11 protein-coding genes and 2 pseudogenes are annotated in these 14808 nt (G+C 61.7%); 4 read left to right on the plus strand and 9 right to left on the minus strand.

All coding sequences use genetic code 11. The features are described from left to right. From glyA to A2I95_RS22390, 6 genes and pseudogenes are all read right to left on the minus strand, one after another. A pseudogene (gene glyA / locus A2I95_RS22365) lies at window positions 1–141 on the minus strand (serine hydroxymethyltransferase); the annotation flags it as partial. A 13-nt stretch (window positions 142–154) separates the two neighbouring features. After that, entirely contained in the window at window positions 155–2815 is a 2661-nt protein-coding gene (locus tag A2I95_RS22370; protein WP_291733414.1) for a phosphoenolpyruvate carboxylase, read from the minus strand. Next, entirely contained in the window at window positions 2815–3786 is a 972-nt protein-coding gene (locus tag A2I95_RS22375; protein ID WP_291733415.1) for a D-glycerate dehydrogenase, read from the minus strand. The genes A2I95_RS22370 and A2I95_RS22375 overlap by 1 nt, the downstream gene beginning before the upstream one ends. Window positions 3787–3885: 99 nt before the next feature. Further along, on the minus strand, window positions 3886–4779 hold the full coding sequence (gene sucD / locus A2I95_RS22380) for a succinate--CoA ligase subunit alpha (protein WP_027256624.1): 894 nt from the start codon (window positions 4777–4779) through the stop codon (window positions 3886–3888). Next, window positions 4776–5975: a malate--CoA ligase subunit beta gene (locus A2I95_RS22385; RefSeq protein WP_291733418.1), complete on the minus strand. Its 1200-nt coding sequence runs from the start codon at window positions 5973–5975 to the stop codon at window positions 4776–4778. Before A2I95_RS22385 ends, sucD begins: the two co-directional genes overlap by 4 nt. A 32-nt stretch (window positions 5976–6007) precedes the next feature. Continuing rightward, entirely contained in the window at window positions 6008–7258 is a 1251-nt protein-coding gene (locus tag A2I95_RS22390) for an aminotransferase class V-fold PLP-dependent enzyme (protein ID WP_291733420.1), read from the minus strand. Between the two features lie 310 nt (window positions 7259–7568). Here A2I95_RS22390 and A2I95_RS22395 point away from each other — a divergent pair, with 310 nt between their 5' ends. From A2I95_RS22395 to A2I95_RS22405, 3 genes are all read left to right on the plus strand, one after another. Continuing rightward, window positions 7569–8183, plus strand: a complete 615-nt coding sequence (locus A2I95_RS22395) for a response regulator transcription factor (RefSeq protein WP_291733433.1) — start codon at window positions 7569–7571, stop codon at window positions 8181–8183. Window positions 8184–8371: 188 nt separating this feature from the next. Then, window positions 8372–9349: a CoA ester lyase gene (locus A2I95_RS22400; RefSeq protein WP_291733422.1), complete on the plus strand. Its 978-nt coding sequence runs from the start codon at window positions 8372–8374 to the stop codon at window positions 9347–9349. An 80-nt stretch (window positions 9350–9429) separates the two neighbouring features. Then, window positions 9430–10692 (plus strand): DUF4147 domain-containing protein, encoded by a 1263-nt coding sequence (locus tag A2I95_RS22405; RefSeq protein ID WP_291733424.1) that lies wholly within the window; start codon window positions 9430–9432, stop codon window positions 10690–10692. Between the two features lie 78 nt (window positions 10693–10770). On the opposite strand, the gene A2I95_RS22410 is transcribed toward A2I95_RS22405, so the two are convergent. Together A2I95_RS22410 and tdm are read right to left on the minus strand one after the other, a co-directional pair. Beyond that, complete coding sequence (locus A2I95_RS22410) at window positions 10771–11187, minus strand: group II truncated hemoglobin (protein ID WP_291733426.1); 417 nt, start codon at window positions 11185–11187, stop codon at window positions 10771–10773. A gap of 29 nt (window positions 11188–11216) precedes the next feature. Further along, the gene (tdm, locus tag A2I95_RS22415; RefSeq protein WP_291733429.1) at window positions 11217–13586 is read right to left on the minus strand and encodes a trimethylamine-oxide aldolase Tdm; all 2370 of its coding nucleotides are present in this window, start codon (window positions 13584–13586) and stop codon (window positions 11217–11219) included. A gap of 181 nt (window positions 13587–13767) precedes the next feature. On the opposite strand from tdm, the gene A2I95_RS22420 reads away from it, so the two are divergent. Further along, a complete protein-coding gene (locus A2I95_RS22420; RefSeq protein ID WP_291733431.1) occupies window positions 13768–14610 on the plus strand; it encodes a DMT family transporter in 843 nt (280 codons plus the stop codon). A gap of 91 nt (window positions 14611–14701) precedes the next feature. Here A2I95_RS22420 and A2I95_RS22425 read toward each other — a convergent pair. Continuing rightward, a pseudogene (locus A2I95_RS22425) lies at window positions 14702–14808 on the minus strand (bifunctional methylenetetrahydrofolate dehydrogenase/methenyltetrahydrofolate cyclohydrolase); the annotation flags it as partial.

Genomic DNA, 14808 nt, shown 5'->3' on the forward strand with positions numbered 1-14808 from the left:
CATCACCGCGGCGGAGACGATGTTCTCGGAGGCGATCAGCTCGATCTCGTCGCGCTGGCGGCCCAGCTCGGCGGTGATCGACGCATAAAGCTCAGGATCGCGCTCGGAGAGGGGTTGGGTGAAAAAGAGGTCTTTGGACATTCGGGGCTCCTGTCTATCCTGTCCAGCCAAGCCCTGCAGCGACGCAGTTCATCGACTGCATCAGCGGGACCGGCACTGTTGATGGCTTCTCGGCGCGCTCTTCCCGCAGGAGGCGCACCTGGGTTTTGTGAATTTCACGCAGCATGGTTTCGACCCGGCCAAAGCGGGCGCGCAAGCGCGGGAACCGATTGGCGAGGCTGCTGTCACCAGTCAGGAACAGAATTGCCTCGCGGGCGAGTTGGTACTCCTTGCGAATGGTGCCAAAGATACGCTCACGGATTTCCGCATCCTGCACCAAGCTGGCGTAGTCGGCGGCGATCTCCATATCGCTTTGCAGCAGGGTCTTTTCGACCTCATCCACCACCAGCCGGAACAGCGGCGAATTGCTGAACATGTCCTGCAGCACCGCCTCGCCGCGCGCGCCACGGAACTTGCGGAAACTGGCAACCGCCGAGCCGAAGCCGTACCAGCCGGTGATCATGTGGCGGTTCTGCGACCAGGCAAAGACCCAGGGAATGGCCCGCAGATCATCCAGCGATCCGGCCCCGAAGCGGCGGGCTGGACGCGAGCCGATTTTGAGCATGGCGAGTTCTTCCACCGGGCTGGCCTGCTGGAAGTAATCCAGGAATCCCGGCGCGTTCAGCAGGTTGGAATAGGCCGCCTGGGACATGCCCGCGAGCGCCTCGAACGCGTCGTCGAACTCCGGGTTCACCGGAGGGGTGCCGTCCTGCAGCGAGTGGCGCAGCACCGAAGACGCCATCAGCTCCAGCTGATGCAGTGCGGTGCCGCGGTTGGCGTATTTCGAACTGACGACCTCGCCCTGCTCGGTTATCCGCATCTGACCAGCAATTGTGCCTGCGGGCTGAGCGGCGATGGCGCGCTCAGCCGGGGCTCCGCCGCGGGAGACCGAACCGCCGCGGCCGTGGAAGAACACCGGCTTCATCCGGTGCGCTGCCAGGGTGCGTGTGACAAGGCGCTGCGCCTTCTCCAGCTCCCAGGTGGAGCATAGGAAGCCGCCATCCTTGTTGCTGTCGGAATAGCCCAGCATCACCTCGATCCGGTTGTCGCCGGATTTCAGCGAGCGGCGGGCAAACGGGACCTCCAAAAGGCCGTCAAGAATGCCAGGCGCTGCACGCAGGTCGCCGATGGTTTCAAACAGCGGCACCACCTTGAGCGCGGCCTTTTCTGCACCAAAGCCTGCGTAGCGCGCCAGCAGATAGACCCCCAGCAGGTCATCTGTGGAGCGGGTCATCGACAGGATAAACGGCCCCATCGCCTGCGGGTCTTCGCCAGCACCGGCATCGCGCATCAGCCGCAGGAGTTTCAGCAGCTCGCCGCTTTGCGGGCTCAATTCATCCGGCATCATATAGGGCAGCGAAGCACTGCCCAGCTCAGAGCGGAGGCGCACCGTCCATTCGGCGCTGCCGAATTCCGGCACCTGGCCGGAGCGCGACCAGATTTCGGTCAGCGTTTCAGTGGTCACGGTGGAGTTCTGGCGGATGTCCAGGGTCACTGTGCGAAAGCCGAAGACATCGGCCTGCCAGCGGATTGGGCGTACATAGCGGGCCGCAAGACGGTTGGCACCGATTTCCTCCAACGCCTCTTCGATTTCAGTCAGATCGGCGACGAAATCTCCCAAGTGCTTATAGGCGCCGCTTTCCTCGGCGGCGGTGGCCTTGATCCGCACCAGGATTGCAGTCAGCGCCTGGCGGAAAACTTCGCCCGGGTTGCGGGAAACGAGGTCAATCATGCCAGGGGTTGCTTCGGTGATGCCGGCCAGGCGGGCAGCGGCGCTATCGGGCAGAGCAAACACCGCAGCGGATATCGAAATCCTTTCAGCTGCAGTGGTCAACGCCTTCTGGTAGCGCTTCAGGATTGCTGCACGGTTCGCGGTCAGCGCTGCCGCCGTCGCCTCCACTGTCACATTCGGGTTGCCGTCGCGATCGCCGCCGATCCAGGAATGGAACTTAAGACAGGGCGCATCAGCGCTGTCACCCAGCCGCGGTTCGGCAGCGGCGATGTAGCGTTCAAAGAGTTGCGGCACCGCTTCATACAAACTGTCGCGGAAGAATTGCAGCCCCCATTGGATTTCGTCCTGCAGGCTCGGCCGGTCGCGGCGCAGCTCGCCCGTCATCCACAACAGGTCAATCTCCGAACGCAGGTCTTCCAGCAGATCTGCACGTTCGCGCGGGGTCCAGCGCTTGGCCTCCAGAGACACCAGCCCGCGGTAGATGCGGCGGTGAATTTCCAGAATTGTGACCCGCTTGGCTTCGGTCGGATGCGCGGTCAGGGTCGGGCCGATGGAGAACTGACTCGCCACTTCCTGCAGCCGTTCGGGCGTTGCCAATTCGCCTGCCAGATCGAGGGCACGGGCAAAGCTGCCTTCGACCACTTCCGGACCGTCCTGGGTTTCGGCCATGCGGCGGTCGCGCATGGCGGCGTTTTCCTCGACGATCTTCAGCAGCTGGAACCAGATGTTGAAGGCCTGCATGTAGGCGGTCGCGTGCTGGCCATCGGACAGATCCCAGGCGGTCTCGCCGGTGGCCCGATCTGCAACTTCAGGTGCGCGCTGGCGCAGCACGTCCAGCCAAAGGGCGTGCAATTCGGACCGGAGCTCGGCGGCGTAACCCGCATCGGCGAACTCCGCTTGGGCGGTTTCGGCAGGATCTCCCATCACATCACCCGGTCGCGCGGCTCGCGTCCTGCAAAGAAATCGGTCAGATTGTCGAGGACACGGAACCCCATCGCCTCGCGTGCTTCGCGGGTGGCGCTGCCCAGATGCGGCAGCATCACCAGATTGTCGCAGTCCATCAGGTCCGGATTGATGCGCGGCTCGCCGTCGAACACATCCAGCGCGGCACCGCCAATGGTTTCGAACCACAAAGCCCGGGACAGCGCCAGCTCGTCAATGATCTCGCCGCGGGCTGTATTAATAAGGAATGCATCCGGTTTCATCAGGTTCAGCATTCGGGTGTTGATCAAATGCCGGTTTGCAGCGCCGCCGGGACAGTGCAGTGACACGAAATCACACTGCGGCATCAACTCTTCCAGGCTGTCGGCCTGGGTGGCATTGTAACGGGCCAGAATATCCGGTGACACACGGGAACGGTTCTGCACCACGATTTTCATGCCAAAGCCATGATGCGCGCGCCGGGCCATCTCCTGACCGATGCGGCCAAAGCCAACGATGCCCAGCGTCTTGCCGGAAGCCTTGGTGCCGACCAGATGGGTCGGACGCCAGCCGGTCCATTCACCGGCACGCACTTCACGCTCACCTTCACCTGCGCGGCGGGCCACCATCAAAAGCAGCATCATCGCGATGTCGGCAGTGCATTCGCTAAGAACATCAGGCGTGTTGGTCACAGTCATGCCGTGACCTGCCGCACTGGGCATATCAATATGAGAGTAGCCAACGCCGTAATTGGCCAAAATGCGGGCCTGGGGCTTGGCGATGTCGAACGCGCTCGCTGGGATCTTGTCGGTCACTGTCGGCAGCACAGCGTCATAGGATTTCATCGCGTCGCGCAACTCTGCTTCGCTCAGCGGCTTGTCATCCGTGTTCAGCACAGCGTCGAAGGCTTCAGAAAGCTGCGCCTCAACTGCGGCGGGCCAGCGGCGGGTCACCAGAACCTTGGGCTTTGCCATGATTTCATCTCCCTGTCGTGCTTATGCTTTATTAATTCGCCCCACCCCTGCCATTGCCCCAGGCCAGGGGTGGAGCGTCGCACCTGTTCCGTGGCCGGATCAGGCGGCGTTCTTTTTCATCACGCTTGCGATGGTTTCACCGATCACAGCTGGGTTTTCGGCAACGGTCACGCCGGCCGCCGAAAGGATCTCCACCTTCTCGGATGCGCTCTCGCCAAAGGCCGAGATGATCGCGCCCGCATGGCCCATGGTTCGGCCCTTGGGTGCGGTCAGACCCGCGACATAGGCCACAACCGGCTTGGTCACGTGGTTTTTGATGTAATCTGCCGCTTCCGCTTCCTGCGGGCCGCCGATTTCACCGATCATCGCGATGACCTCGGTTTCCGGATCCTTCTCGAACCATTCAAGAATGTCCTTGAAGGAAGAGCCGTTGATCGGATCGCCGCCGATACCCACCGAGGTCGAGATCCCCAGGCCCAGCTCTTTCAGCTGCGCTGCGGCCTCATACCCCAAGGTGCCCGAACGGCCGATGATACCCACGGTGCCCGGCAGATAGATATGGCCCGGCATGATGCCCAGCAGCGCTTTGCCCGGCGAGATGGTGCCGGCGCAGTTCGGACCCGTCAGGATCATCCGCTTGTCCTTGGGATAGCGGTACATGTAGCGCTTCACCCGGATCATGTCCTGGGCCGGGATGCCGTCGGTGATGCAGACGCAGTAGTTGATGCCTGCATCCGCCGCTTCCATGATGGAGTCAGCTGCAAACGGCGGCGGTACAAACACCAGAGAGGCATTAGCGCCGGTGGCCTCAACCGCTTCTTTCACGGTGTTGAAGACCGGCACGCCCTCGACGGTTTCGCCGCCCTTGCCCGGCACCACGCCACCCACGACGTTGGTGCCGTATTCGATCATGTCCTTGGTGTGGAACCGCGCGATTTTGCCGGTAATGCCCTGGACGATGACTTTGCTTTCGCGATCGAGAAGGATGCTCATTTGATTGCCCTCACACGAGTGTTCTGGTCAAGGTCGTTTTTCCACGCGCCGACGGCCCGCTCAGCGGCTTCCATCAGCGAGGTTGCGCGGATCAGCGGCAGGCCGGACTGGGCCAGGATCTTTTGGCCTTCCTCCACGTTGGTGCCCGCAAGACGGACCACTACCGGGACGTCGACCTCAACTTCGCGCAGCGCCTGAACAACGCCTTCGGCCACCCAGTCGCAGCGGTTGATGCCGGCGAAGATGTTGACCAGAACGGCCTGCACATTGCTGTCGGACATCACCAGACGGAAGGCCTTGGCGACCCGTTCCGGGGTTGCGCCGCCGCCGATGTCCAGGAAGTTGGCAGGCTCGCCGCCGGCCAGCTTGATGGTGTCCATGGTCGCCATCGCCAGGCCTGCGCCGTTCACGATGCAGCCGATATTGCCCTCAAGACCGACATAAGACAGGCCGCGGTCGGCGGCGCGGCTTTCGCGCGGGTCTTCCTGGGATTTATCGCGCAGCTCGGCGATCTGCGGGTGGCGGAACAGGGCGTTGTCGTCAAAGGTCATCTTGGCGTCCAACGCGATGACCCGGTTGTCCGAGGTGACCACCAGCGGGTTGATTTCAACCATGGTGGCGTCCAGTTCGGAGAACGCCTGGTAGCAGCCCTTGAGGGTGCGCACCATCTGCTGCGTCATGGCCGGCTCGATGCCCAGGGCAAACGCAATCTCACGCGCCTGGAAGTCCTGCAGGCCAACAGCAGGCTCAACGGTCGAGCGCACGATGGACTCAGGCCGCTCGGCGGAAATCTCCTCAATCTCCATGCCGCCTTCGGACGAGGCAACAATCATCACCCGCTGGCTGGAACGGTCCAGCACAAAGCCCAGGTAAATCTCGCGGGCGATCGGCACCGCACCTTCGACATAGACACGGTAGATGCCTTTGCCTTCAGGGCCGGTCTGATGGGTCACCAGCTTCTTGCCGAACAGGTTCTCGGTCGCCTCATAGATCTCGGCTTCCGAGTTGCACAGCTTGACGCCGCCTGCCTTGCCGCGGCCGCCTGCGTGAACCTGAGCCTTGACGATCCATCTGTCGCCGCCCAGTTCCCGCGCGCGGTAGGCCGCTTGCTCGGGGCTGTAGGCCAGTGCGCCGGGCGGAACCGTCACGCCGAAGTTGCTCAGAACTTCCTTGGCCTGGTATTCGTGGATATCCATGGTCCTCTCCTCCTCATGGATGCGGAAATCTATTACTCAGCGGGCTCAAGAGCAGCTGTGTAATGCTTGTCGAGCAGGGCGTTGATCGCCTCCATGTCGACGCCTGCGCCCATGTCGTTCATCGCCTTGCCGAAGCGGTTGACGATGTCAGTGATGGCCGCCGGTGTGATCTGGTTCAGGATGCCGATGCGGACCTGGACCGGCTCTGACAGAGTCGGCCAGATGCCAAAACCCACGGCGCGGCAGTTACCCACCAGTTCTTTTTCGCGGCCAGCCAGATCGCCGGGCAGGTTCAGCACAATCAGGCTGGTCATGTTGCTGGTCACGTCGCAGCCCATCGCGGTCACGGCATCACGCAGCGCTTTCTCGTGGAAGGCATAGTCGCGGGCCTTCTGGGCGCGGCCATGCTGCAGGGTGATGCGCAGCGCCTCGTGGAAGGCGGCAACCGCATAGCCGGAATGAGTGCGGTGATAGGTGCCGGCAGCAACGTCCTGGCCGTCCACGATGCCCCAGTGGCGGGCTTCCAGGATCGGGTTGTGGACATAGGAATGGCAGCCGTTTTCACGCACGGTCTGGATGTACTGGTCGGTGAAGGACACCGGCGCATAGGTCAGCGGCAGGCACAGAACGCCTTTCTGCGGGCAGGACGCCCAGCCGGCCACGCCCGGGTAATCGTCGATCGAGAAATCCTCGATGCCCAGCGAGGACACCGCGTCGATCAGGCCCATCACGCCGTGCTTCTCACAAGCGTCCGAGAAGCCTTGCAAGTCGTTGATACGGCCCGAGCCGGTTTCCCAATGCGCCATGAAAGCCCATTTCGGTTTTTTGTCCGCCAGAACCTGCTCCACCAGCTTGCCGGAGACCGACTCGCCATGCGGCACGTCAATCACGGTGACCGAGGCAGGCTGCGGGTTCATCGCATCGGCGGCCAGCTCTGCGCGGGTGGCGGCCTTCATGCGGATGGTCATCGCGTCGATGCCAGAGAAGGTGCCGTTCTGGAAGGCAACCACGGTGTCACCCGGCAGGATCGCGTTCAGCATGCAGTCCAGCCCCGAGAAGCCAGTGCCGCCAACGCCGTAGGTGTAGGTGTTTGCGGTGCCCCAAAGGTCGCGCAGCATCTGCTTGCACTCGATCATGCCGCGCAGCACATCCGCCTGCATGTGATCGGCCAGGCCGGTGTTGGCAAAGGCCTGCAGCACGCGGGGATCGGTATTGCCCGGGCCTGGGCCTGCGGCCAGGGTTTCCGGGATTTCCAGGCTGGGGAAGATCGTAGGTTCAGTCATCGGGGTAAGACCTCGCTGGTTTCGTGTCGGCGATGCGCCGGAGGTCCCGGGCCTTCTGCGCAGCGGTCTTCACTGCGGGAAGGCTTGTTTCCTGTCGTGCAACATCTGTTAACCTAAGGAAACCCTAGCTCGACAAAACCCACAACATCCCTATATCCTGCTTTTGGGTATCTAATTAGATGGGAAAAAACCTACCCAAACCGGTAAAAATACCGTTGCATACCAAAATGGACCCAACCCATTTGGGTAGTTTTTTACAAAAGGACACACAATGGCTCCTATAAGCGACAAAGTTTCCCCGATTTCGGTCATGCTTGCTGACGCAAATCCGCTGGTGCTGTCGGCGATGTCCGAAATCTTCGACAAGGACCCGCGATTCTCGCTGGTCGCCACCTCCGCCACCGCCGAAGGCTTCCTTGGAACGGTGATGCGGGTGCCGGTTCAGGTCGGGATCATCGACTGGAACCTGCCCGCGCTTGGCGGCGCCAAGCTGATCGAGGTGCTGCGCGAGCAAGCCAACGCACCGCGGCTGGTTGTCTACGCCGACGAAAGCAGCGACGTGCCGCGCAAGGCGATGAGCGCGGGCGCGGCCGGCTTTGCGCCGCGCTCCAGTGCGGTCGAAGACGTGCTGGACACATGTCTCGCCGTCGCCGAAGGCAAGATGGTTTTCCCCTTCCTCGACGTCCGCGGGCTGCAGACAGATCCGATCGAGCAACTGTCGCGCCGCGAACGCACCATGCTGGAGGCGCTGTCGAAAGGGCTGACCAACAAGGAGCTCAGCAAGGAGCTGGAGATTTCCACCAACACGGTGAAGTTCCACCTGTCGAACCTTTACGAAAAACTCTCGGTCAAAAACCGCGCCCAGGCGATTGCGTTCTACTACGCCAACCGCGCCGCCAAGGGGGATTTCCACCTCGAACAATGACCCCGGTGCACTGCCCTCGCGCCTCGCTCGCGTGAGTGCGCACGCGCACGTACGCGAGGGCGCGTCGCGTGGGCGCACCCCCGCGCGAATGTATTTAAATGAAATCTTTTTTCTTGACAGGAAACACCCTGATGAGGAATGCCTAAAGGGGAGAGGACGAAAACCCATCACGAATGAGGAGCGAACCCATGTCATTCCACACCATTGAACAGGCCCCTGGCCGCCTGAACCGCAGCGAGCTGGCAATCCCCGGATCACAGCCGCAAATGTTTGAAAAAGCTGCAAAATCAGACGTCGATGTGATCTTCCTGGATCTCGAAGATGCGGTTGCACCTGACGAAAAAGAACAGGCCCGCAAGAACATCATCCAGGGCCTGAACGACATCGATTGGGGCAACAAATCCATGTCGGTGCGAATCAACGGCCTCGACACCCACTACATGTACCGCGATGTGGTCGATGTTGTTGAACAGGCAGGCGAACGTCTTGACCTGATCATGGTTCCCAAAGTGGGCACCGCAGCCGATGTTTATGCCGTCGATATGCTGGTTACCCAGATCGAAGACGCCAAGGGTCTGAAGAAGCGGATCGGTTTTGAGCACATCATCGAGACCGCGCTCGGCATGCAGAACGTGAGTGAAATTGCCGCAGCCTCCAAGCGCAATGAATCGCTGCATTTCGGCGTTGCTGACTACGCCGCCTCGACCCGCGCCCGCACCACCATCATCGGCGGTGTGAACCCCGATTACTCGGTGCTGACCGACCCGGCCGCAGACGGCTCCCGCGAGGTGCATTGGGGCGACATGTGGCACTATGCCCTGGCCCGCATGGTGGTTGCTGCACGCGCCAACGGCCTGCGCCCGATTGACGGCCCGTTCGGCGATTTCCAGGACCAGGAAGGCTACAAAGCCGCCGCAAAACGCGCCGCGGTTCTGGGCTGCGAAGGCAAATGGGCCATCCACCCGAGCCAGATCGAACTGGCAAACGAAGTGATGTCCCCGTCGGATGCCGAAGTCACCAAGGCACACCGCATTCTGGAAGCCATGGCCGAAGCTGAAGCCGCCGGCAAAGGCGCGGTGTCCCTTGATGGCCGACTGATTGACTATGCCTCGATCCGTCAGGCAGAAGTGCTGGTGGAAAAAGCCAAGCAGATCGCCGGCAACTAAGCCGCCGTTCGCTTTCAAGAACTTACGCCGCCCTGGTTCCGGCTGGGGCGGCTAAGCGCCGCTATGCCAGGGAGATGCAGATGACCGGATTGCTGACCACCGCCAAGGCCCTGTTTCAGGCCGCTGTTGACCGGGCCGACCCGGCCCAGGCTCTGCGTACCCATCTGACTTCCTCGCCTCTGGCCCCGCTGCCCGAGGGCGGCAGAAACGTGCTGCTCGCCGTGGGAAAGGCCGCCATCCCGATGATGCGCGAGGCGCTGGAGCTTGTCCCCGCCCCTTCCCAGGCATTGGTCATTACAAACTCTGAAAACTACACGGAAATTCCCAGCGCCACGGTGATATGCGGTGCCCATCCGGTACCCGATGAAAACAGTGCTGCCGCAGGCCAAGCGGCCATTGAACTTGCCCGCTCGCTCGGCCCCGATGACAGGCTGATTGCCCTGATTTCCGGTGGCGGTTCTGCCCTGATGGTAGCCCCCGCGCCTGGCCTGACGCTTGCGGACAAGGCCGCAGTGAACAAACTGCTGCTCGCGTCCGGCCTGGAAATCAACGAGATGAACCTGATCCGTCAGCAGCTGTCGGACACCAAGGGCGGCGGTCTGCTGCGCCACGCCGCACCGGCCCAAGTGCAGGCCTTCATCCTCTCGGACGTGATTGGCGACGACCTGCGCGCCATCGCTTCCGGCCCTACCGTGGCGCCCATCGGCACACGCGCTCAGGCTCGGGAGATACTGCAACGGGCAGGCATTTGGGACAGCACCCCAGAGACCGTCAGAGCCCGCCTCAGCGCCGTTGATGAGACTCACGAGGCGCCGCCCCCGGCCATAAACACACTGATCGGGTCGAACCGTCACAGTCTCAAAGCCATGATGAGCGCAGCAGCTGAGGAGTGGTGTCCAATACTGGCCTCTCACCGGCTGGTCGGCGATGTGGCAGAGGCCGCAATGTCAGTAATAAGAGCAGCAGAAGCCGCTCCCAAGGACAAACCCGTTGCCCTGATTTTTGGCGGCGAAACCACTGTCCTGCTCCGCGGCACGGGCCTGGGCGGCCGCAACCAGGAGTTGGCCCTGCGCGTCGCCAAACTGGGTGCCGAGCGCCTGAGCGGCGACTGGCTGTTCCTCTCCGGCGGCACAGACGGGCGGGATGGCCCCACTGATGCAGCCGGCGGCATCGCCACCCCCTCAACCTGGAATACAATCGAATCCGCAGGCCAGGATCCAGAAGCTCTGCTCGCCAACAACGACAGCTATGCCGCTCTGAAAGCTGCAGATGCACTGCTGATGACTGGCGGAACAGGAACAAACGTCGCCGACGTGCAGGTCTTCCTCAGACTGCCCGGCTGAACTGCAAAAGACACCGCAGCTTCATCTTTGCAAAAATACTCCCGCCGGAGGCTCCCTCAGCTGCCATTGGCACTGCACTCAAGCCAACACGCGTTTCTCGCCCCACTCGGCCAGATCATTCACCAGCATCAGTGCTACCCGCCGGAACACCTGGCGCAGCCGCTCCACATGCGGCCCTTCCAGCGACAATTCCGCCAACGCCTGGTCCATGCATTTCAACCAGTTCTCGGCATCTTCCTCGGTGATCGGCACATGGGCGTGCATCAGTTTCACGTCCATATGCCCATGCTTTTCCTCGTAGTAACGCCGCCCGCCCATGAAGCCCGCCAGGAAGTTGAACTGCTCAATCCGGGCATGATCCATCCCATGCCCGCGTTTGTGCAGCTTGACGATCTGCGCACCGGTCTCCGTCTCTTCGACAATGTCGTAGAACCGTTCGACCAGGGCGCGCAGCGCCTCCTCGCCACCAATCTGTTCAATCAGTTTCTGAACCATTTCACCTCCCTGCCCCGAACCGGGCGGCCTCAGGACTGAGGCCGGGTTTTCTTGGGGTCGTAATGCGCAAAGGGTACAATCTTGGCAGGCAGCCGTTTTTGATGCCCGTCAAGTTTGCCGATTTCCACCTCGGTCCCCACTTCCGCGCAAGACACGTCCACCCGTGCCAGCGCGATATTCTTGCCCAGCAGCGGTGAGCGCATCGACGAGGTCACCTCGCCAATTTGCGCGCGGCCGATGCGGACACAGTCGCCATGCGCCACGTCAATTGCGGAATCGATATCCAGCCCCACCAGCTTGCGCGCGGGCGTGGTCTTGCGCCGGATCAGCGCGTCGCGGCCAACAAAGTCATCCTCTTTCGATTTCAGCGGCACGGTAAAACCGACGCCCGCCTCAAACGGATCGGTCTGATCACTGAAGTCATAGCCGGCAAAGATCAGCCCGGCCTCGATCCGCACCATATCCAGCGCCTCCAGCCCCATCGGCCGGATGCCATGATCCTGCCCGGCCTCCCAGACCGCGTCGAAGACATCGCCAGCATGTTTCGGGTGACAGAAGATCTCATATCCCAGTTCGCCCGTGTAGCCAGTCCGCGAAACCACAACCGGGACACCATGCTCCCCGCCGATGCGCGCAGCCGTGAACCGGAACCAGCCCAGTTCTTCCAGTTTGGGATTGTGCGGCATTGTCCAGATGATCTTTTTCAGCAGATCACGGCTTTCGGGGCCTTGCACGGCGATATTGTGCTGCATGTCGGTTGACGAGCGCACCAGCACGTTCAGGCCCAGCTTTTCCGCCTGCTCGCGGATCCACTCTCCGCCATAGTCCGAGCCGCCGATCCAGCGGAAATTGTCCTTGCCCAGGCGGAACACGGTACCGTCGTCAATCATGCCGCCATGCGGATAGCACATCGCGGTATAGACCACCTGCCCCACCGCCAGCTTCTTGATATTGCGGGTAAAGATATACTGGCAGAGTGCCTCGGAATCCGGACCGGTGATCTCGAATTTGCGCAGCGCCGTGAGATCCAGAACAATGCACTTTTCTCGGCACGCCCAGTATTCCTCCAACGGCCCGGACTCGGCATAGCAATTGGCCAGCCAATATCCGTTGTACTCGATGAAATTGCGGGTCATCTTGCTGAGGCGGTCGTGGAAACCGGTTTCCTTGGTCATTTTGGGCTCCGATTCAGGGGTCGCGCGGAACGCAATCGCCCGCTTGAAGGTCTCTTGGCCGCTGTAAGTGCGGACGTGAATGTCGGTGGGGTTCCAGCCATTGGCGGCACTTGTGTCATCCGGGCAGGCCGAGCTGACACAGACCAGATCGGTCAGCGCCCTGAGCAGCACGTAATCGCCGGGCCGGGTCCAGGGCTCATCGGCATACATAACGCCATGGTCGTCGAGCCCGGTGTTGAAGAAGAAGTTGATCGCCATCCAGCCCGCGCGCGGCGTCACCCCGTGCTGGGCCAATACGCCATTGAAATTGTCCGAACAGTTTGCGTGTCCGGGATAACCCATGTCGTCATAGTATTTGGCAGCGCAGGCCAAGGCAAAAGCATCGTGACGGCCAACAGTATCCTGCACCACCTCGACCAGTGGCAGCATCTCCTGGTCATAGTATTTCGCGTGCAGGCCCGGCATCGGATAGGCATGGCCCATCAGCGTCCGGGTTGTGGTCACGTCCAGCGCGTGCTCAATTCCTTTGTCCAGCTTGCGGGCCGCAAAACACTGGAAATCCGTGCATTGGCGCCCATCGACATCAAGCACCTGAATGTAGTCGCCAGCCTTCACGAAATAGGCCTGGGCCGTTGCACTTTTGATCCGCAGGTCCAGCACCGGATCAGCCAACGGATCGGGCAGTTCAAACCGCGCCACCTGCTTGATCACCGCCCGCTTGACCATGACCGTCAGCGGCGTTGTCGTGTCCTGCCGTTCAAAATCCATGATCCCGCCGGGTGCCGCGATGATCACCACACCGTCTCGCAGCGCAGTAAAGCTCTCCTCGGTCTTTGCAGGCGTCGCCGCATCAAACAACCGCACCGCACCGCCCTGCGCCAAGTCGATACCGCGTGCTTCCATTCCCAACCGCAAGCCGCGCAAGGACTGGTCCGTCGAGGTCAGCAGCGCCTTCAACCCGCCGGCATCGCAATTGGCTACCGCACCGATGATGCCTGCATCTATGCGCCCCTTGTCCTCAGCCGCAACGATCTCGCAGGGCTGGCCGCCCTCGTCATTGGTCACTGTCACCGCATCGCCGGTTTCCACCCGGATCAGGATCGCACCGCAACCTTCGACGACGTAACGCTCGGTCCCTTTGGGCAGTGAAAACACCGACGGCTGATACAGTCCGGACGGCTTGGGCGGCCCTTTGACAACTTCAGGGAAGCTCATGTCATTCATCGCGCATCTCCTGTTGGACACCGGCCAAAAATTGCACAGCCGGAATATTTATTTATTGAAAAGAATATTCCGTTCCCCCACTCTAATCAACAAACATGTTGATTTTCTGCAGTAAAATGGCAGATGCCCGGGATGCGTCATTTTCCTGGGGGTGAATGCCGCAAACAAAAGGATAACCGCTATGCACTCGCTGCTCCTGGGTTTGATTGCCGCGCTTGCCTGGGGCATACATGACCTTTGCGTACGGTTTGTCTCGCAACGAACCGGCATTCTGCCTGCCATGCTGATCGTCTTTTCCACCGGGGCGATTCTGGTGGCCGGGGCTGCCCTGCCCCTGGGCAACTGGCAGGCAATGACCCTGCAGGCTGCATGGCTGGCCGGGCTTTCGGGCACCATTTTCGCTCTTGGGTCCTATGCCCTTTACCGTGCCTTTGCCCTAGGCCCGGTCAAGCTCGTGGCACCTCTGGTGGGCGCCTACCCGGTTCTGTCGCTTGGCATGGCGTTGCTGCAAGGCCAGCCGGTCGGCCCGGGCCACTGGCTGGCGGTTGCCGTCGTGGTTGGCGGCGTCGGCTGCATAGCCGTCTTCTCCACTGAAGACGACGGCAGTCCGGTCAACCTGCAAGCAGCCGCTTGGGGGCTGGCCGGCGCCATCGGTTTTGCGCTCACCTTTGCAATTGGCCAGGCAGCCAGCCAGGCCGGCGCCGAGCTGCCAGTGCTGATCGTCACCCGCTTGGCCGCGATCCTGCTGCTGCTGGGCCTGGCGCTGCTTGCCAGGATGGCGCAGCTGCCCGCACGCAAGGTGCTGCCGCTGCTGGTTCTGATGGGTGCGCTGGACGCCTTGGCCCTCGGCCTGGTGATCTACTCCGGCACCCTGCCCCGGCCCGAATTTGCTTCGGTCAGCGCCTCGCTGTTTGGCCTTGTCACCGTGGTGCTCGCCTGGCTGGTGCTGCGCGAAAGCATGAACCGCGCGCAATGGATCAGCGTCGCTGTCACTTTCGGCGGAATTGCCTACCTCGGCTTTTGAACCCCGCCCTTCATCTTTTTAAAAAATACTCCCGCCGGAGGCGTCCGGCGGGAGCAGGTAATTTCAGCCAATGCTGTTGTGCGGCGCGGTTTCAGGCGGTCAGGCCTTCGGGCTCTTTCAGACCGTTGGCGCGGCAGCAGGCGGTGACGGTGTTCGCGAGCAGGCAGGCGATGGTCATCGGGCCGACGCCGCCCGGCA

The sequence above is a fragment of the Leisingera sp. F5 genome (genome assembly GCF_001593695.1).

What these genes read in the sequence shown, in the direction of transcription:
- A2I95_RS22385 (WP_291733418.1), bottom strand. Translation starts at nt 5,975, where the DNA reads ATGGATATCCACGAATACCAGGCCAAGGAAGTTCTGAGCAACTTCGGC.
- A2I95_RS22390 (WP_291733420.1), bottom strand. Translation starts at nt 7,258, where the DNA reads ATGACTGAACCTACGATCTTCCCCAGCCTGGAAATCCCGGAAACCCTG.
- A2I95_RS22375 (WP_291733415.1), bottom strand. Translation starts at nt 3,786, where the DNA reads ATGGCAAAGCCCAAGGTTCTGGTGACCCGCCGCTGGCCCGCCGCAGTT.
- A2I95_RS22420 (WP_291733431.1), top strand. Translation starts at nt 13,768, where the DNA reads ATGCACTCGCTGCTCCTGGGTTTGATTGCCGCGCTTGCCTGGGGCATA.
- A2I95_RS22410 (WP_291733426.1), bottom strand. Translation starts at nt 11,187, where the DNA reads ATGGTTCAGAAACTGATTGAACAGATTGGTGGCGAGGAGGCGCTGCGC.
- sucD (WP_027256624.1), bottom strand. Translation starts at nt 4,779, where the DNA reads ATGAGCATCCTTCTCGATCGCGAAAGCAAAGTCATCGTCCAGGGCATT.
- A2I95_RS22400 (WP_291733422.1), top strand. Translation starts at nt 8,372, where the DNA reads ATGTCATTCCACACCATTGAACAGGCCCCTGGCCGCCTGAACCGCAGC.
- A2I95_RS22370 (WP_291733414.1), bottom strand. Translation starts at nt 2,815, where the DNA reads ATGGGAGATCCTGCCGAAACCGCCCAAGCGGAGTTCGCCGATGCGGGT.
- tdm (WP_291733429.1), bottom strand. Translation starts at nt 13,586, where the DNA reads ATGAATGACATGAGCTTCCCTGAAGTTGTCAAAGGGCCGCCCAAGCCG.
- A2I95_RS22405 (WP_291733424.1), top strand. Translation starts at nt 9,430, where the DNA reads ATGACCGGATTGCTGACCACCGCCAAGGCCCTGTTTCAGGCCGCTGTT.
- A2I95_RS22395 (WP_291733433.1), top strand. Translation starts at nt 7,569, where the DNA reads ATGCTTGCTGACGCAAATCCGCTGGTGCTGTCGGCGATGTCCGAAATC.